The sequence below is a fragment of the Mesorhizobium sp. B2-8-5 genome (genome assembly GCF_006440675.2).
Taxonomy (GTDB): domain Bacteria; phylum Pseudomonadota; class Alphaproteobacteria; order Rhizobiales; family Rhizobiaceae; genus Mesorhizobium.
The window spans coordinates 3191860-3210209 of sequence record NZ_CP083951.1 but is presented as its reverse complement, the minus strand read 5'-3'; the positions used below and the strand labels follow the sequence as shown (position 1 = coordinate 3210209).

The 18350-nt window shown below is 64.0% G+C and carries 17 protein-coding genes; 7 read left to right on the top strand and 10 right to left on the bottom strand.

Annotated elements, in window-relative coordinates; genetic code table 11:
- Positions 1-72 precede the first annotated feature (72 nt).
- Positions 73-711, top strand: coding sequence for a TetR/AcrR family transcriptional regulator (locus tag FJ430_RS15510; protein ID WP_140706439.1), 639 nt, complete (start codon positions 73-75; stop codon positions 709-711).
- Between the two features lie 91 nt (positions 712-802).
- Here FJ430_RS15510 and FJ430_RS15505 read toward each other — a convergent pair whose 3' ends face one another.
- Positions 803-2131: an aspartate aminotransferase family protein gene (locus FJ430_RS15505; protein WP_140647603.1), complete on the bottom strand. Its 1329-nt coding sequence runs from the start codon at positions 2129-2131 to the stop codon at positions 803-805.
- A 239-nt stretch (positions 2132-2370) separates the two neighbouring features.
- Between FJ430_RS15505 and FJ430_RS15500 the strand changes: the two genes are divergently transcribed.
- Complete coding sequence (locus tag FJ430_RS15500) at positions 2371-3000, top strand: TetR family transcriptional regulator C-terminal domain-containing protein (protein WP_140657531.1); 630 nt, start codon at positions 2371-2373, stop codon at positions 2998-3000.
- 254 nt (positions 3001-3254) lie between these two features.
- Here the strand turns inward: FJ430_RS15500 and FJ430_RS15495 are convergent, their stop codons facing one another.
- The gene (locus FJ430_RS15495) at positions 3255-4127 is read right to left on the bottom strand and encodes a helix-turn-helix transcriptional regulator (protein ID WP_140706441.1); all 873 of its coding nucleotides are present in this window, start codon (positions 4125-4127) and stop codon (positions 3255-3257) included.
- Between the two features lie 103 nt (positions 4128-4230).
- Here FJ430_RS15495 and FJ430_RS15490 point away from each other — a divergent pair, with 103 nt between their 5' ends.
- Positions 4231-5076, top strand: a complete 846-nt coding sequence (locus FJ430_RS15490) for an SDR family oxidoreductase (RefSeq protein ID WP_140706443.1) — start codon at positions 4231-4233, stop codon at positions 5074-5076.
- Positions 5073-5795: an SDR family oxidoreductase gene (locus tag FJ430_RS15485; protein WP_140706445.1), complete on the top strand. Its 723-nt coding sequence runs from the start codon at positions 5073-5075 to the stop codon at positions 5793-5795. Before FJ430_RS15490 ends, FJ430_RS15485 begins: the two co-directional genes overlap by 4 nt.
- Positions 5796-6050: 255 nt before the next feature.
- Here the strand turns inward: FJ430_RS15485 and FJ430_RS15480 are convergent, their stop codons facing one another.
- The 5 genes from FJ430_RS15480 to FJ430_RS15460 all read right to left on the bottom strand — a co-directional run bounded on the left by FJ430_RS15480 (position 6051) and on the right by FJ430_RS15460 (position 11205).
- Positions 6051-6509 carry a carboxymuconolactone decarboxylase family protein gene (locus FJ430_RS15480; protein ID WP_140647608.1) on the bottom strand — a complete coding sequence of 153 codons (459 nt, stop codon included), beginning with the start codon at positions 6507-6509 and terminating at the stop codon, positions 6051-6053.
- Positions 6510-6538: 29 nt separating this feature from the next.
- The gene (locus tag FJ430_RS15475; protein WP_140706447.1) at positions 6539-7057 is read right to left on the bottom strand and encodes an RrF2 family transcriptional regulator; all 519 of its coding nucleotides are present in this window, start codon (positions 7055-7057) and stop codon (positions 6539-6541) included.
- 622 nt (positions 7058-7679) lie between these two features.
- A complete protein-coding gene (gene preA, locus FJ430_RS15470; RefSeq protein ID WP_140706449.1) occupies positions 7680-8993 on the bottom strand; it encodes an NAD-dependent dihydropyrimidine dehydrogenase subunit PreA in 1314 nt (437 codons plus the stop codon).
- A 2-nt stretch (positions 8994-8995) separates the two neighbouring features.
- Positions 8996-10360, bottom strand: a complete 1365-nt coding sequence (locus FJ430_RS15465; protein WP_140706451.1) for an NAD(P)-dependent oxidoreductase — start codon at positions 10358-10360, stop codon at positions 8996-8998.
- Positions 10361-10470: 110 nt separating this feature from the next.
- Positions 10471-11205 carry a gamma-glutamylcyclotransferase gene (locus FJ430_RS15460; RefSeq protein ID WP_140706453.1) on the bottom strand — a complete coding sequence of 245 codons (735 nt, stop codon included), beginning with the start codon at positions 11203-11205 and terminating at the stop codon, positions 10471-10473.
- 267 nt (positions 11206-11472) lie between these two features.
- Here FJ430_RS15460 and FJ430_RS15455 point away from each other — a divergent pair, with 267 nt between their 5' ends.
- A complete protein-coding gene (locus FJ430_RS15455; protein ID WP_140706455.1) occupies positions 11473-12249 on the top strand; it encodes a VOC family protein in 777 nt (258 codons plus the stop codon).
- A gap of 30 nt (positions 12250-12279) precedes the next feature.
- On the opposite strand, the gene FJ430_RS15450 is transcribed toward FJ430_RS15455, so the two are convergent.
- On the bottom strand, positions 12280-12918 hold the full coding sequence (locus FJ430_RS15450) for a hypothetical protein (RefSeq protein WP_319023011.1): 639 nt from the start codon (positions 12916-12918) through the stop codon (positions 12280-12282).
- A 46-nt stretch (positions 12919-12964) separates the two neighbouring features.
- Between FJ430_RS15450 and FJ430_RS15445 the strand changes: the two genes are divergently transcribed.
- Positions 12965-13354, top strand: coding sequence for a DoxX family protein (locus FJ430_RS15445; RefSeq protein WP_140706457.1), 390 nt, complete (start codon positions 12965-12967; stop codon positions 13352-13354).
- 107 nt (positions 13355-13461) lie between these two features.
- Here FJ430_RS15445 and FJ430_RS15440 read toward each other — a convergent pair whose 3' ends face one another.
- Both FJ430_RS15440 and FJ430_RS15435 read right to left on the bottom strand, forming a co-directional pair.
- On the bottom strand, positions 13462-15888 hold the full coding sequence (locus FJ430_RS15440) for a GcvT family protein (RefSeq protein WP_140706459.1): 2427 nt from the start codon (positions 15886-15888) through the stop codon (positions 13462-13464).
- Positions 15889-15953: 65 nt separating this feature from the next.
- Positions 15954-17492: a trimethylamine methyltransferase family protein gene (locus FJ430_RS15435; protein ID WP_140706461.1), complete on the bottom strand. Its 1539-nt coding sequence runs from the start codon at positions 17490-17492 to the stop codon at positions 15954-15956.
- A gap of 211 nt (positions 17493-17703) precedes the next feature.
- On the opposite strand from FJ430_RS15435, the gene FJ430_RS15430 reads away from it, so the two are divergent.
- On the top strand, positions 17704-18294 hold the full coding sequence (locus FJ430_RS15430) for a hypothetical protein (RefSeq protein ID WP_140706463.1): 591 nt from the start codon (positions 17704-17706) through the stop codon (positions 18292-18294).
- Positions 18295-18350 lie beyond the last annotated feature (56 nt).

The window sequence follows — 18350 nt, the reverse complement described above, 5'->3', positions numbered from 1 at the left end:
CATCCTGACCGTATGGTCAGCTTTCAGACTACACAAGCTGACCAAGCGGTCAACGAGAATCTTGGGGGAGACATGACCGAACCCAGCCGTCCCATGCGGCGACAGGACATAAGGCGGGAGAATGAAAAAGCCATCCTGCTCGCCGCCGAAAAGGTGTTCGCGGAAGCCGGGTTCGGTGGGGCCACGATGCAGTTGATCGCCGACCTGGCGGGCCTGCCCAAGGCAAATCTCCACTATTATTTCGCCACCAAGGAAGAGCTCTACCGGTCCGTCGTCCAGAACATTTTCGAGATCTGGCTGCAGGCGGCCAATTGCTTCGACGCGGCGCGCGGCCCGGTGGACGGCATCAGCGCCTATATCGACGCCAAGATGGAAATATCGCGTCGCCACCCAGACGGCTCGAAGGTCTGGGCCTCGGAAGTGATGCACGGCGCGCCGGTGCTGCAGGACTACATGGAATCGACGCTGCGCGAATGGACCGACGGCCGCGTCGAGATCATCAGGCGCTGGATCGAGGAGGGCAAGATGGACCCGGTGGACCCGCGTCACCTCCTCTACATGCTCTGGGCCACGACCCAGCATTACGCCGATTTCGGCCACCAGATCGAGACGCTGAACGGCGGCAAGTCGCTCTCCGACCGGCAATGGCGGGAGGCCAAGGAAAACATCAAGCGGGTGATCCTGACGGGCATCGGCGCGCAGCCTGCCTGAATCACACCGAAGGTCGGCGCCGCGGCGTCGACCTCAGCCAGCGGCTTTGCGGACACCCTGCCCTCCACGGCAGGGTGCCCGCTCCGGCTTGTCAGTCGATCGACCTCAGCACATCGCGAACATGGTCGATCAGCTCGTTGATCTGGCCCTTGGTGATGATCAGCGGCGGCGACAGCGCGATGATGTCGCCGGTGGTGCGGATCAGCGCGCCGCGCTCGAACGCCTTGACGAAGGCGGAGAACGCCCGCTTGGTCGGGCTGCCGGCGATCGGCGCCAGCTCGATCGCACCGATCAGGCCGATGTTGCGGATGTCGATGACATGCGGCTCGCCCTTCAGCGAATGCAGCGCATCTTCCCAGTAGGGCGCAAGTTCCTCGCCGCGCGTCAACAGGCCCTCTTCCTTGTAGGTGTCCAGCGTGCCGAGCGCCGCGGCGCAGGCGATCGGATTGCCCGAATAGGTGTAGCCGTGGAAGAACTCGATCATGTGCTCCGGGCCGGTCATGAAGGCGTCGTGGATCTCCTTCTTGACGAACACCGCGCCCATCGGGATGACGCCGTTCGACACGCCCTTGGCCGTGGTCATGATATCCGGCGTGACGCCGAAATAGTCGGCCGCGAACGGCGCGCCGAGACGGCCGAAGCCGGTGATCACTTCATCGAAAATCAACAATATGCCGTGCTTGGTGCAGATTTCCCGAAGCTTCTGCAGATAGCCCTTCGGCGGCAGGATGACGCCGGTGGAGCCGGCGACCGGCTCGACGATGACGGCGGCGATGGTCGAAGCGTCATGCAGGGTGACGAGACGCTCAAGCTCATTGGCGAGCTCGGCGCCATGCTCGGGCACGCCCTTCGAGAAGGCGTTCTTCTCCGGCAGGTGCGTGTGCGGCAGGTGGTCGACGCCGCCGAGCAGCGTGCCGAACATCTTGCGGTTGGAGACGATGCCACCGACCGAGATGCCGCCGAAATTGACGCCGTGATAGCCGCGCTCGCGGCCGATGAGGCGGGTGCGCGAGCCCTCGCCCCTGACCCGGTGATAGGCGATCGCCATCTTCAGCGCGGTCTCGACCGATTCCGAACCGGAATTGGTGAAGAAGACATGGTCCATGCCCTTGGGCGCGATGTCGACCAAGCGGTTCGCCAGTTCGAACACGATCGGGTGGCCCATCTGGAAGGCCGGCGCATAGTCGAGCTCGGCGGCCTGGCTCTGGATCGCCTCGGTGATCTTCGGCCGGCAGTGGCCGGCGTTCACGCACCACAGGCCCGCGGTGCCGTCCAGCACCTTGCGGCCGTCGCTGGTCGTGTAGTGCATGTCCTTGGCGGACACGAACATGCGCGGCGCCTGCTTGAACTGCCGGTTTGCCGTGAACGGCATCCAGAATGCGCTGAGATCGTTCGGCGTGACTTTCAGCCGGTTGGACATGACCAGGACTTCCCCTTGTAAGCGTGTTTCGGTGCGGCCAACGCTTGGTCTTCGCTGCGTTTTCGTGCTACGCAAAATTTTGACCGGTTGGACAAACGTTAGCACCGCCTGTCGGCGGTCAAGGGATTACTAGCGGAAATGCGGCATCGAAATCGCGCTCCACAGCCCAAGGAAAAACTGGTCCAGACAATTGGTCCAGAGAGCCCACGCGAAGACGGCCTGCAAGGATGACGGACACGATGGAAAGCTCCGCTCCCCGCCGCACCCGCATCCAGCAGGAAAAGCGCGAGCTCATCCTGGAAGCCGCGCTCGAAGTCTTCTCCGCCAACGGTTTTCGCGGCTCGACCATCGACCAGATCGCCGAAGCCGCCGGCATGTCGAAGCCGAACCTTCTCTATTACTTCCGCCGCAAGGAAGACATTCACGAGACGTTGATGCAGCGCCTGCTCGACACCTGGCTGGCGCCGCTGCGCGAGCTCGACGACATCGGCGATCCGCTGACGGAGCTCAGAAGCTACATCCGCAGAAAGCTCGAAATGGCGCGCGACTTCCCGCGCGAAAGCCGGCTGTTCGCCAACGAGATCCTGCAGGGTGCGCCGCGCATCAAGCCGATGCTGGAGGGTGAACTGAAGACCCTGGTCGACGAGAAGGCCACCGTCATCAAGGGTTGGATGCGCGCCGGCAAGATCGCCCGCACCGATCCCTGGCACCTGATCTTCTCGATCTGGGCGACGACGCAGCACTATGCCGATTTCGACGTCCAGGTCCGCGCCGTGCTCGGCGCCGATCGCGGCGGCGACGGGCGCTTCGAGGACGCCGCGCGCTTCCTGGAGCAGCTGTTCCTGGATGGGCTGAAGCCGAAGGGCTAGCGAACGACCTGCCGACCCGTGGAGATTAGCCGAGGCGCCCCTCAGCTTCGTCATCCACGGGCGAAGCAAGGAGCGAAGCGACGCGGCGCAGACCCGAGGATCCATTCCGTGATCTCGGAGCGCCGCTACGGTGCAGAATTCTGCACCGCTGCACTCCATCGCAAAAGTAACGGAATGGATCCTCGGGTCTCCGCGTCCGCTTCGCTCCCGCTGCGCCCGTGGATGACGAAGCCGAGGCGTGCCGTCAGCCAACCTCAGGCGCTGCGCCGCTCGGTCGGAAGGTCGTCGAGCAGCTTCTTGAGCTTCACAACCGAGTTCTGCTCGGCAAGCGGCGTGTAGACGATCAATCGCATGTCCGAGCCGTCGTCGATCGACAGGCTCATATGTTCGAACGTCATGGCGCCGGCGATCGGATGGCGCAGATGCTTCAGGCCGGAGAGCCGATGCACGACATCGCGCTGCGGCCACCACTCGCGGAATTCGGGACTTGAGCGCATCATCAGCGCGATCAGCCGCTCGAAGTCCGGATCGCCGGTGTATTTCGCGCTCTCGGCGCGGAACGCGGCAAGGGTTGCGCGCGCCAGCTGTTCCCAGTCCACCAGCAGATGCCGCCGGTGCGGATCGGTGAACACGCCGTGGAGGATGTTGCGGGCATCGCCCTCCAGCAGGCCGTAGTCGCCGAAGATGGCGACGGCCGCGTCGTTCCAGGCCAGCACGTCCCAGCGCGGGCCGACGACATAGGCGGGCTGCAGCACAAGGCTCTGCAGCATGTGCAGCAACGGTCCCTCGACCTTTACCTGTACGATGCGCCGCCGCTCCGGTTGCTGGCGGCCGGCGAGCGTGAACAAATGCCGCTGCTCGGCGCCGTCAAGCCGCAATGCCTGGCAGAGCGCTGTCAGCACCTCGACCGAAGGACGCACGTCCCTGCCCTGTTCCAGCCACGTGTACCAGGTCGTGCCGACGCCGGCGATCATCGCCACCTCCTCGCGCCTCAGCCCGGGCGTGCGCCGTCGCTGACCGGCGGCGATGCCGGTCTCCGAGGGCGAAAGCCGCTCGCGGCGGGAACGCAGGAAGGCGCCGAGCTCGCGCCGGCGGTGATCTTCGGGGGAATGGGCGATGGCATCCATGCATCTATTATAGCAGTACCGATACCAGGATAAAGTTTGAACTGTTTAAGCCTCGCGCCGTGTCCCATCTTTGCGTTCAGAGCAGCGCAAGGAGGCTCTGAACATGGAACTCAAGGACAAAACCATTCTCGTCACCGGCTCGACCGACGGCGTCGGCCGCGTGGTCGCCGAAAGGCTCGGCGCCGCCGGCGCGCGCGTGCTGGTGCACGGCCGCGACGAAGGACGCGGCAAGGCGACCGCGGCCGCCATAGAAGCAAAAGGCGGCAAAGCCGAATTTCTCGCAGCCGACCTCGCTTCGCTTGTCGAAGTACGCCGCCTCGCCGAAGCCGTGCGCGCAAGGACCGACCGGCTCGACATCCTGATCAACAATGCCGGCGTCGGCACCGGCGGCCAGGGCGCGAAGCGGCAGGTCAGCATTGATGGCTATGAACTGCGCTTCGCCGTCAACTATCTCGCCGGTTTCCTGCTGACCTCGGAACTCTTGCCGCTCATCAAGGCAAGCGCGCCGGCGCGCATCGTCAATGTCGCCTCGGCCGGCCAGCAGGCGATCGACTTCGACGACGTGATGCTGACGCATGGCTACAGCGGCGTGCGCGCCTACTGCCAGAGCAAGCTGGCGCAGATCCTGTTCACCGTCGACCTGGCTCAGCAGCTCGATGGCACGGGCGTCAGCGTCAACGCCTTGCACCCGGCAAGCTACATGGACACCACCATGGTCCGGCAGGCCGGCGTCACGCCGTGGAGCTCGGTCGAGACCGGCGCCGACGCCATTCTCAACCTCGCCGCGTCGCCGGCGCTCGAAGGACGCAGCGGCCGCTACTTCGACGGCCAGCGGGAATCGCGCGCCGAGGCCCAGGCCTATGACGAAAAAGCCCGCCGCCGGTTGCGGACCTTGAGCCTCGAACTGATCGAGCGTCCATCCTCCAAATCCAAGGAACAACATTCATGAGCGAGACCATCGAACATTGCGTCATCATCGGCGGCTCATCCGGCATCGGCCTTGCCACGGCCAAACGGCTGGTCGGCCCCACCATGAAAGTGACCATCACCGGCCGCAACGAGGAGAAGCTGAAGAGCGCGTGGAAGACCCTTGATGGCACCGTCGGCAAGGCCGCCTTTGACGCGACGAAGCCGGACGAGGTCCGGCATTTCTTCGATGGTCTCGGGCCGTTCGATCACCTGGTCCTCGCCGCGAGCGGCGGCAAGGGATTGGGGCCGTTCGCGACGCTCGACCTCGCCGATATCGGCAGCGGCGTCGAGGAAAAGATCCGGCCGCAATTGTCCTGTCTGCAGGCGGCCCTGCCGACCATGAACAAGGCCGGATCGGTCACCTTCATCTCGGCCGTCTCGGCGCAGATTGCAGTGCCCGGCGTCGCCGGCATCGGCGCCATCAACGGCATGCTGCTCACCGTCGCGCCGATCCTGGCTGTCGAGCTGAAGCCGCTGCGCGTCAACGTCGTGGCGCCCGGCGTCATCGACACGCCCTGGTGGGACTTTTTGCCGGACGATCAGCGGCAGGCGGTGTTTGCCGAATATGCCGGCAAGACACCGGTCGGCCGCATCGGCCGCGCCGAGGACGTCGCCGAGGCGATCGCCTTCCTGGTCTCCAACGGCTTCATGACCGGGCAGGTGCTGACTTGCGACGGTGGTTTGCGCTTTGCGGCGTGAGTGGTGACCAATGCATGTCGCTCAGAAGTGTGCAGCGGTTCTGGGACAACGACATGCATCAAAACAAAGACCTAAAAGCGCGTCGCCTGAATCCGTTCCAGCGCGACGCGCTTAAGGCGAAAATCCGGCGTCAGCGCTGCCCCTCATTGCCCTGCCGGGCATTTCTCCCCGTAGACGGCAGGGCAATGAGGGCAGCGCCGACATCAGCAAATAGCTCGCCGACAACTGAACCGCCCCGCGCGCCGCCCCGTTCGCTCAGGCGGCCTTGGCCCTCTCGACCGGGTGGATGGCGTGGAAGGAGATGCTGAGCCGGTTCCAGGTGTTGATCATGCCGACAGCCACCGTCAGCTTGACCAGTTCCTCCTCGGAGAAATGTTCGAGCGTGCTGGCATAGAGGTCGTCCGGAACGCCGTTCTCCGAAATCTTCGTTACCTTCTCGGTCCAGGCAAGGGCGGCGCGCTCGCGCTCTGAAAACAGCGGCGATTCCTTCCAGGCGGCGACCAGATAGAGCCGCTGCTCGGTCTCGCCGTCGCGCCTCGCCTCGCGGCTGTGCATGTCGACGCAGTAGGAACAGCCATTGATCTGCGAGGCCCTGAGCTTGACCAGATGCATCAGGCTTTCTTCCAGCCCGCACTCGTCGACCGCCTTGTTGAGCGCCGTGACCGCCTTCAGAAGCTCCGGAGCCTTGGCGTAGAATTGCAATCTCTGTTTCATCGTCTTTCCTTCCAGGTTTTTGGGTGGGTCTATATCTGCTTGGATGAAGCGGATTTCTGCGGCCGCTGGTGCCGCTCGACGAAGGCGCAACTCGCGGCATAGGATCGCGGATCGCCTTCGGCCGCATACTCCGCCACGATGTCGGAAATCTTCACTTCGGCGAGCGCTGCCCGATAGGCGCGCTCGGCCTTGAGCATCGCGGCATTGATGCCGCAGGGTTTGACATAGGCCGAGGCATCGATCTTGACCGGGCCACGCTGTCGGATCTCGCCGCAGCGGAACGCCGGCTCCCGTCCCTCGACGGCCAGCACGACATCGAGCAGCGTGATGCGCTCGGCCGCTCGCGCCAGCCGATAGCCGCCCGCCGGCCCTGGCACCGATTCCAGTATGCGCGCCGCCGTGAGCTGGTTGAGATGTTTCAGGAGATAGCTCGGCGACAGCCCGAAGCACTCGGCGAGCGCGGCGCCAGGCATGGTGCTGTTGCCATCGACGCTGGCCAGCGTCGCCGCGCAATGGATGGCCGCCTCAACGCCCTCGCCCAGCTTCATCGTGCCGATCTCCAGTTCATGGATAGAGAATATCGTGGATAATTTTTATCCGCAATATGTAAAACGAGAATTGCTCGCCAATTAACAACAACGGCAATGTGAGCGACAACGTCTGGTGATTTCCGACACACGCCGCTCCGACGAACTAGGGTTTCTCGCACCCGCAAAGCGCTACGCTATGCACACATCTTCTGTGACTGGCGCGACTGATCGGGCCGAGGCTTGATTGCCACGTGGTTCCCCCAATCCGTCGCTGCTTCGCAGCGCCACCTTTCCCCCCTCCGGAGGGAAAGGAAGGGAGCTTTGCTGGACGAGCGTTAACGGCAAAAAGCTTGGCGCCTTCCTCTACCCCGTCGATCGGGGGAGAGGTGGCTCGGCGAAGCCGAGACGGAGTGGGGGTCGACCAGCGCTACATAAGACAATGCATGCGCCAAGCTGCCATGCACGCTATCGCCAAAGGCCAGCCGCTTGGAAATGTGGCACGCCGTAGCCGCAAACGAGGCGCAAGGAAAGGCAACAGGCAATTTGGGGCCTCGGCGGTGTCCAGTCGTCCCGAAGACCCCTCTCCGTCCCGGCTTCGCCGGGCCACCTCTCCCCACTGCGTGGGGCGAGGAACCCAAGCTTATTCCGCCGCCACCTTGGCCATCGGATTGTTGGGGTGCGTCGTCCAGTTGGCGTAGATCGGCGACACCGGCTTGCCGGTGCGCTGGTCCATCGCGCCGGCCGCCAACGGCTCCATGGTGATGCAGCCCTCGACCGGGCAGACATTGACGCAGAGGTTGCAGCCGACGCATTCGGCCTCGATCACTTCGAAATGCCTGACGCCGTCGACCATGCTGGTGATCGCCTGGTGCGAGGTGTCCTCGCAGGCGATATGGCAGCGGCCGCATTTGATGCAGGCGTCCTGGTCGATATGCGCCTTGGCGACATAGTTGAGGTTGAGATACTGCCAGTCGGTGACGTTGGGCGTTGCGCGGCCGATGATGTCGGAGAGCGAGGCATGGCCCTTCTCGTCCATCCAGTTCTCCAGCCCGGCGATCATCTCCTGCACGATCTTGAAGCCGTAGGTCATGGCCGCGGTGCAGACCTGCACATTGCCGGCGCCGAGCGCCATGAATTCAGCGGCATCACGCCAAGTGGTGATGCCGCCGATGCCCGAGATCGGCAGGCCATGCGTTTCGGGATCGCGAGCGATCTCGGCCACCATGTTCATGGCGATCGGCTTCACCGCCGGACCGCAATAGCCGCCATGCGAGCCCTTGCCATCGATGGTCGGCTGCGGGGCGAAACTGTCGAGATCGACGCCGGTGATCGAGTTGATGGTGTTGATCAGCGACACCGCGTCCGTGCCGCCGGCAAGTGCCGCTCGCGCGGGCTTGCGCACATCGGTGATATTGGGCGTCAGCTTGGTGATGACCGGCATACGGGTATTCTGCTTGCACCAGCGCACCACCATCTCGATGTATTCGGGCACCTGGCCGACAGCCGCGCCCATGCCGCGTTCCGACATGCCATGCGGGCAGCCGAAATTGAGCTCGATGCCGTCGGCTTCCGTGTCCTCGACCACCGGCAGGATTGCCTTCCAGGCATCCTCGACGCAGGGAACCATCAGCGAGACGACGATGGCGCGGTCGGGCCAGTCCTTCTTGACCTGCTTGATCTCGCGCAAATTGACCTGCAGGTCGCGGTCGGTGATCAGCTCGATATTGTTCAGGCCGAGCAGGCGGCGGTCGGCGCCCCAGATCGCGCCGTAGCGCGGGCCGTTGACGTTGACGACCGGCGGGCCCTCCTCGCCCAGCGTCTTCCACACCACGCCGCCCCAGCCGGCCTTGAAGGCGCGGATGACATTGTAGGCCTTGTCCGTCGGCGGCGCCGAGGCCAGCCAGAACGGATTGGGCGACTTGATGCCGACGAAATTGTTGCGGATGTCTGCCATGCTCATGCCCTCCCGTTAGAGGTCAGTGCCCGGTGGATGCTCTCGGCGGCGTCGCGCCCTTGAGCCACCGCCGAGACCGTCAGGTCGTCGCCGCCGAAGATACAGTCGCCGCCGGCCCAGACTTTTGCGAGCGAAGTGCGGCCTTCCGCATCGACCCTGATGCGTCCGCCTTCGAGGTCGATCTGCTCGCCGCTGCCGTTGAGATGCGCCGGCACGAAGCTCTGGCCGATCGCCTTGAACACCTGGTCGGCGACAAGCGTGAGCCGTTCGCCGGTGCCTGTGAGCTTGTCGCCATTCATCGCCGTGTATTCGAGCTCGATTGCCGAGACCCTGCCGTTCTCGGCAAGGACGCGCTTAGGCTGCAGCCAGTGGCGGATGGTGACGCCGTTGGCGGCGGCCAGGTCCTGTTCGAAGCCGGAGGCGTTCATGTGCTCCTGGCCGCGCCGGTAGCAGACCGTCACCTCTTCCGCGCCGAGCAGCTTCGACTGCACCGCGGCATCGATCGCTGTCATGCCGCCGCCGATGACGACGACGCGTCGGCCGACCGGCAGGCTGGAAAGGTCGCTCGCCTGGCGCAGTTCCGAGATGAATTCCACCGCATTGGTGACGCCATCGGCGTCCTCGCCATCGGCGCGCAGCGCATTGACCCCGCCGAGCCCGAGCCCAAGGAACACCGCGTCGTAGTTACGCATCAGGTCGGCAAGCTGGAAGTCGCGGCCGAGCGCCTTGCCGTTCTGGATATCGATGCCGCCGATCGCCGTGACATAGTCGACCTCGGCCTGGGCGAAATCGTCGACGCTCTTATAGGCGGCGATGCCATATTCGTTGAGGCCGCCGGCCTTCGGCCGCGCCTCCAGGATCGTCACCTCATGGCCATGACGGGCGAGGCGATGCGCTGCCGCCAGCCCGGCCGGCCCGGCACCGACCACGGCGATGCTCTTCCCGGTCGGCTCGGCGCGCTTGTAGAACTGCTTGTCCTCGCTCATGGCGACGTCGGTGGCGTAGCGCTGCAGCCGGCCGATCTGCACAGGCTTGCCCTCTGCCACCTCGCGCACGCAGACCTCTTCGCACAGCGTCTCGGTCGGGCAGACGCGGGCGCACATGCCGCCAAGGATGTTCTGGTCGAAGATTGTCTTGGCCGAGCCCAGCGGATTGCCGGTCGCGATCTGGCGGATGAACAGCGGGATGTCGATCGAAGTCGGACACGCGTTCATGCACGGCGCGTCGTAGCAGAAATAGCAGCGATCGGATTCGACCAGCGCCTCATGATGATCGAGCGGCGGATGCAGGTCGGAAAAATTGTCGGCATATTGCTCGGAAGACAGCCGGCCGCCGGCAATGCCTTCGATGAAATGACCAGTCGCCATTCCAGCTCCCCTTGTTGTCGTTTTGGGAAGGCTAGCACGTTTTATTTTTTTATCAATTGGTCAATTTTCGGCCAAGCCAGTAATGGCTGAGTAAAACATGACAAATGAAATCATGTTATAGCCACCTCAGTAACCTCTGCTATGGCATGGCTTGTGACCTTGTGGCCATGGATCGACCGGATCTCGTCCGCCACCAGTTCCTGCAGCCGCCACAGATTGCGGTCATGGATGCCGAAGGTCTCGAGGTGGCTGACGGTGTTGTAGAGATATTCGGCGCCGGAACCGACATGGCCGCATGCGCAAGCCAATATCTTTGCTACGCTCTCCAGCGGATGCCCGAGAGACGTCCCCTTGCCGGTGACGCCGACCCAGAAACCGAGCGCCCTGAGCGATCCTTGCGCGGTGCGCACTGGGACCCATCGCACCGAACTGACGGCTTCGTGATCGTCGATCTCGCGTCGCAACAGCCTTTCGATCTGGGCTGCCTTGTCACCGTCCGGCAGGCGGTAGATCACGCCATCGCAGCGCCCGCCGCGTTCGAGCGCCATCATCAGTCCGGGCTGCTCGGCGCTGCCTCTCCAGCGCACGAGATCCAGGCAGAAGGAGCGATGCCAGCCATGGGCCGAGGCGCGCAACTGCTCGACGGACTCGAAGGCCGGCTTCCAGATCAGCGAGCCATAGGCGAACACCCAAAGCGGACCTTCATCGGCCTCGCCGGCAAGACGCGTGGCGAGCGTCCGGAAATCATCGTCGCTTAGCTGTGTCCAACCCCCGCTGGGGCCAGGGTCGACCTCCTCCCGATGGCACAGAGCGACAAGCTCCGGCGTCAGTGACATGTGGCGCATGGATCGAAACCCCTCATCGGCAACGAGCAAAGTCGAAAACCCCATGGCGCGCAAGATTGCGAATCCTAAAGCATCACGCAGGAACGGATCGGAGCGAGGCGCGCTTTGATGCATGTCGTCGTCGCAAAACCGCTGCGCGCCCTAGGCGATATGCGCTGGTGCCTTGCCATCCTCGAATTCCGGCCCAGATGTCGGATTTCTGTCGCCAGGATCGTCCTAGGATGGATCGAACCGCGATCGCTGCCTGAACCGGTGAGGAGACCGACCATGCCGAAATCCCCGCAACCTTTCTTCTGGTACGAACTGATGACCACCGACCTCGACGCCGCCGAGGCTTTTTATACCGCCGTTGTCGGCTGGCGGGCCGAGCCCTTCGACAAGGCGCCTGGCATGCCGCGCTACATCGTGATGAATTCCAGCGTGCGCGGCGTCGGCGGGCTGATGACGATGCCGGAAGAACCCGCCAAGATGGGTATGCCGCCGGCCTGGGTGGGCTATATCTACACCAAGGACGTCGACGCCTCGACGAAGGCGCTCAAGGATGCCGGCGGTGCGGTGCACCGCGCGCCGGACGACATTCCGGGCGTCGGCCGCTTCGCCGCCGTCGCCGACCCGCAAGGCGCGGCCTTCATGTTCCTGCAGCCTAATCAGCCTGAACAGCCGCCGGTGCCGGCGACCACACCCGGCCATATTGGCTGGCACGAGCTCTACACCTCGGATTGGAAAGCCGCCTTCGACTTCTATTCCAGCCAGTTCGGCTGGGAGAGCGCCGGCCAGTTCGACATGGGTGAGATGGGCATCTACCAGACTTTTGGCGCCGGCCCCGAATCCGGCGGCGGCATCATGAACAAGCCGCCGCAGATCCCGGTTCCCGTCTGGCAGTTCTATTTCAACGTCGACGCCATCGACGCCGCCGCCAAGCGCGTCACCGACAACGGCGGCAAGGTCATCATGGGACCGATGGAGGTGCCGAGCGGCCAGTGGATCATCCAGTGCCAGGACCCGCAAGGCGCGCATTTCGCGCTGCTGGCGTCGACGCGGTAGCATCGCTTGCTTGGATGGGCTGATGCCGGATCACTCCGGCGTCAGCACAGCCACCTTCAGATCGGCCTTTTTTGCGCCGCTGATCTGGATGATCGCCGCGCCGCCGGCGAGCTTGAAGCGCACGCTCTTGCGGATGCCCGGGCAGGTCTTGACGCCGCTGAAAGCCGCCGATTTTACGGTCTTGCCGTCCTGCACGACATCGATCCAGGCCTCGTCGGACAGGCTGAGCTGCAACTCGCCATCAGGCGGCACGGCCACGCTGGCCGTCGCGCCGAACGTGCCGGCTGCCGGTGCGCGTTCCGGCGGCACTTCAAAGCTGACCGTGTCGACGGCCTCGAGCGAGAAATCCACCGCTTGCCCGACTGTCAGGGAGGTGCCGGACTGGGCGGCCGGCGCCGCCGGGAACAGGGCCTGCTCGCGCGCAACCGGCCATTTGAAGGCATCGCAGCCCCCGTCAGCGGCCGCAGCGAAGCTGGTGCCTGCAAGGATTGCAAATAGGCTGATGAGGATTTTTTTCATGGCAAAGCGGACCCGTATGGTTTGATGTCTCGGCATATCAATACAACCATAGGGATAAATATGCAACCATTGCGAGAACATTTGTTGGGAGGTGAAACCATTTTCACTCACCGATTGTTGATGGTGGGCCGTGGGAAGTGAGTGGTCCATTGCCCGGCGATAATTTATGGCCGGGCGGGGTAAAATGGAGTTTTAGATGAAGCTTTTTGAAAGCCTTGCCCAGTACCGGCCGCAGGCGCTGGGCGTGCTGCGCATCATGACCGCGTTGCAGTTCATCGAACATGGCTCGCAGAAGCTGTTCAACTTCCCGGTCAGCGCTCAGCCGCACGCCCTCACCGGGCTGACGACGGCGGCCGGCATTCTCGAATTCGCCGGCGGCATCCTGCTGGCGCTCGGGCTCTTCACCCGCCCGGTCGCCTTCCTCCTGGCTGGCGAAATGGCCATCGCCTATTTCATGGCGCACTTCCCGCGCGACTTCTTCCCCGTAAACAACGGCGGCGACTTGGCGATCTCCTTCTGCTTCATCTTCCTCTATCTTATATTCGCCGGCCCAGGCGCCTTCGCGCTGGACAACCGTCGCGGCTGACAAAGCATGAACCGCCAGTGCATGTCGCCCAAAAGTGCTCAGCCGTTTTGGGATGACGGCATGCACAAAGCCAAGCGCCTGAAGCGCATCGGCGAAGCCGTAGCGCTTCAGGCGCGCATCCGTTCGAAATTGGCGTCGAACAGCGCCGCCGCCTGGATGCGCGCCGCATGACGCTTGCCGAGGATCTCGATCTCGAACCCGTCCGGTCTGTCGGCGATCTCCTTGGGCACATAGCCCAAGGCGACCGACTTCCCCGAATTATGCGCATAGCCGCCGGACGTGACCCAGCCGAGCACAACACCGTCATGCCAGATCGCCTCGTCGCCGATGACGTCGGCATCGGTGGCGTCGACAATGAAGCTGCGCAGCCGAAGCTTGCCGCCCCCTTTGCGCTCGGCGAGCGCCGCTGCCTTGCCGATGAAATCGGCATCCTTGCCATAGGCGACGAAACGGTCGAGCCCGGCCTCGAGCGGCCCGTAGATCGGCCGGTACTCGCGCGCCCATGAGCCGTAGTTCTTCTCCAGCCTCAGCGCATTGAGCGCCCTCGAGCCGAACAGGCCGATCGAAAATTCCTCGCCCGCCGCCAGCAGCGCCTGGAAGGCGGCGCGCTGATATTCGGGCGCCACCCAGATCTCGTAGCCGAGATCGCCGGTATAGCTGACGCGCCCGACCAGGCACGGCGCCATGCCGATATCCATCAGCGCCACCGCCATGAACGGGAATGCGGCATTGGAGACGTCGGCGCGGCTGGCTTTCGCCAGCACCTCCCGCGCTTTCGGTCCGGCGATGGCGAGGCCGGTGAGTTTCTGCCCCAGCGCCTCGATGTGTACCGAGCCGTCCTTGGGCAGATGCGCCTCGAACCAGCGCATGTGGTATTGCTCGGCGACGCCGGAGCCGGCGATGAACCATTCGCCGTCGCCAACGTTGGCGAGCGTGAAGTCGCCGATCAGCTTGCCGTCTTGCTTCAGCATCGGCGCCAGCGTCATGCGGCCGGGCTTCGGCAATTTGCAGGCAAGCACACGGTCGAGCCAGGCTGAGGCGCCCTCGCCCGTCACCTTGTATTTGGCGAAGTTCGAGATCTCCGACAGGCCGACGCTGCCGCGCACCGCCGCCACTTCATTGGCGATATGGGCGAAATCGTTGGAGCGCCGCCATGAGAACTCATCCTTGACGCCCGCGGGCGCATACCACAGCGGCACCTCAAGCCCGAAAGAAACGCCCCATTGCGCGCCCTTGGCCGACAGCAGGTCGTAGACCGGCGTCGTCTTGAGCTGACGCCCGGCCGGCAATTCCTCATTGGGGAAACGGATCGAGAAGCGGCGCGAGTAATTCTCGCGCACTTTGGCGTTGGTGTAGGCCATCGTCGCCCAGTCGCCGTAGCGGGCGACATCCATCGCCCAGATGTCGGCGCCGGGATCGCCCTCGATCATCCAGTTGGAGAGCGCGAGACCGACGCCGCCGCCTTGGCTGAAGCCGGCCATGACGCCGCAGGCGACCCAGAAGCCCGGCAGGCCGCGCACCGGGCCGACCAGCGGATTGCCGTCGGGCGCGAAGGTGAATGGGCCGTTGATGATCTGCTTGATCCCGGTCTTCTGGAAGGCCGGGAAGTGGCGAAAGCCGACTTCCAGCGACGGCGCGATGCGGTCGATGTCCGGTTCCAGCAGTTCATGGCCGAAATTCCAAGGCGTGGTGAACTCCGACCACACCTTGTTGGCCTTCTCATAGGTGCCCATCAGCATGCCGCCGCGCTCCTGGCGCAGATACAGCTCGCCGTCGAAGTCGACGGCATGGATGATCTCGGTGCCGGTCTTCTTGTTCCAATCCGCGACCTCCGGCATGTCCTCGGTGATCAGGTACATGTGCTCCATGGCGAGAACCGGCAGTTCCAGCCCGACCATGCGGCCGACCTCGCGCGCCCACAGCCCTCCGGCATTGACGACATGCTCGGTCACCACCTCGCCCTTGTTGGTGATGACGCGCCACAACCCGTCGGGCCGGCGCACGATGTCCTCGACCTTGGTGAAGCGCTCGACCTCGGCGCCCAGTTTGCGCGCGGCCTTGGCATAGGCGTGGGTCACGCCGGACGGATCGAGATGACCGTCCTCCTTGTTGCGCACCGCGCCGACGAACTGGCTGGGATCGATGAGCGGCATCAATTCTGCCGCCTCCTTCGCCGAGATCACCTCGAGGTCGATGCCAAGATAGCGGCCTTTGGAGACGACGCCGCGCAACCAGTCGAGCCGCGCCTCGGTCGCTGCCAGGAGCACGCCGCCCGTCAGGTGCACGCCCGTCGCCTGTCCCGAAAGCTCCTCGATCTCCTTGTAGAGCGAGATCGTGTATTTCTGCAGCTTGGCGACGTTGGGGTCGCCGTTGATGGTGTGCATGCCGCCCGCCGCATGCCAGGTCGAGCCCGAGGTCAGCTCATCGCGCTCGAGAAGCACGACATCGGTCCAGCCATGGCGGGCAAGATGGAATAGCACCGAGCATCCGACGACACCGCCGCCGATGACCACGACCTTTGCATGCGACTTCATGGGGTTTTTCTCGTTGGTTCAGTGAGTTGAGAGATTGAAATGAATCAGGATGGGAAGCTGTTCCATCACGGTTCGCCCTGCCCGATCGCTTCCTTGCGGCGCGCCATATAGGCTTCGAGCGCCTCGCGCACGGCGGGGTCCATGGCCGGCTGGACATAGTCCTCCAGCGCTTTCTTCCACAGCCGCGTCGCGCGCGCCGTCGTGTCGAGCGCGCCAGCCTCCTGCCAGGCCTCGTAATTCTGCCAGTTGGAAAGCATCGGCTGGTAGAAGGCGGTGGCGTAGCGCTCCAGCGTGTGCGGCTCGCCGAAGAAATGGCCGCCGGTCGGCACCGCGCCCAGCGCGTCCACGGCCAGTTCGCCTTCGTCGACCACGATCGGGCGCAGGAACTCCATCATGTGCTGCATCATCTCGACATCGATGATGAGCTTCTCGAACGAAGCCGTCAGCCCGCCCTCCTGCCAACCGGCGGCGTGATAGACGAGATTGCCGTGGCCGAGCACCGCGCCCCACAAGGCCATCAGCGTTTCATAAGCGCCCTGCGCGTCCGCCGCGTTCGAGGCCGAGCCCGGCGTCGTGCGATAGGGCAATCCATAGCGCCGCGCCAATTGCCCTGATGCGATATTGGCCTTGGTGTTTTCCGGCGTGCCGAAGGCGGGCGCGCCAGACTTCATGTCGACATTGGAGGTGAAGGCGCCATACATCACCGGCGCGCCGGGCCGCACCAGCTGCGTGAGCACGATGCCGAACAGCGCTTCGGCATTCTGCTGCGCCAGCGCGCCGGCCAGCGTCACCGGGCTCATCGCGCCCATCAGCGTGAACGGCGTCACCGCCACCGACTGGCCGTATTCGGCCATGGTCATCAGCCCTTCCGCCATCATCTCGTCGAAGCGGCGCGGCGAGTTGACCGAAATGATGGTGTTGACGCCGGGATCGTCGCGCATCTCGTCAAGTGTCAGCCCGCGCGCGATCGCCATCATCTCGATGCCGTCGAGCGCCCTGCCCTGGCCGATCGCCGAGACGTGGAAAGATTTGTCGGTCAGCGTCAGGTTGGCGAAATAGGTGTCCATATGCCTTGTGTTCGCCGGCAGCTCGATCGGCGCGCAGACCTGATTGCCCAGCATGTGGATGCAGTTGAAATGCTGCGCCAGCCGCACGAGGTCCGAATAGTCGGCAAGGTTGCCGGCGCGGCGGCCGCGCTCCATGTCATGCACATTGGGCGGCCCCGCCACCAGCGTGAAGTTGATCGTGCTGCCGCCGAGATGGATGGCGTGGTCCGGGTTTCGGGGCGTCAGCGTGTAGGCCGGACGCGTCGACTTCAGCGCCGCCTCGACCATGCCGCGATCGACGCGCACATTCATCGAGCCGTGATCGACCTTGGCGCCGGCACGCTCGAACAGCGACAGCGCCCGCGCGCTCATCACCTCGATGCCGAAATTCTCCAGTATATGCATCGACGCCTGGTGGATGGCCTCGATCTGGTCGGCCGACAGCAGCGCCATGGGCGGATAGGGATTCTCCACCCGCCGCCGCGGCAGTTGTGGAATGGCCGCGGGGCCACGGTTGCTGGTGCGCTCGGCGCCGCGCTTGCGTCTTGGTTCGCTCATGCGCGCATCAGAGCGCCGGCATCACATGCGAGCTGTCAGGAATTCGCCATTTGCCGGCGTGATTTTAGCCAAGGCGGCATTTTTCAAAGCCAATGAAGAGAATAGCGACGGTGATGGTCGTAATATCGACACTCGGCTTTTTCGTGCCTCCGCATCCGCGTTAAGGAACCGCGCAAGACTCCTTTTATGATTTCGGCCTATTCGTCTTCCAATGCGTAGGTCGAGTTTTAGTAAAATTGTCGCTGTCTCCGTGCTGCTGGCGCTTTCGGCCTGCGCGACAGCGCCCAGCCACATCAACAATGTCTGTGCCGTCTTCGACCAGAATGACGGCTGGTTCGACAACTGGCAGTCCGCCGCCGAGCGGACCGAGCAGAAATACGGCATCCCTGTCCCCGTGCTGATGGCGACGGTGCGCAAGGAATCCGGCTTCAAGAGCAACGCCCGCCCGCCGCGCACCAAGCTGCTCGGCTTCATCCCGTGGACCCATGTCTCGAGCGCCACCGGCTATTCGCAGGCGCTCGACGGCACCTGGTCGCAATATCAAAGCGAGACCGGCAACTGGGCGGCGCGCCGCACGCGCTTTGCCGACGCCATCGACTTCGTCGGCTGGTACCATTCCAAGACCGCCGACACCTTCGGCGTCGCCCGCAACGACACCTACAATCTCTATCTGGCCTACTATCTCGGCTGGACCGCCTATGGCCGCGGCAATCGCGGCGACGCCGGCGTTCAAGGCTACGCGCGCGCCACCGACCAGATGGCCCGCGATTACGCCGCGCAGATGCGGCAGTGCGACAATTAAGGCTTCGTCTGGGCCTAAAGCGCGTCGCGCTGAAGCGGATTCAGGCGACGCGCTTT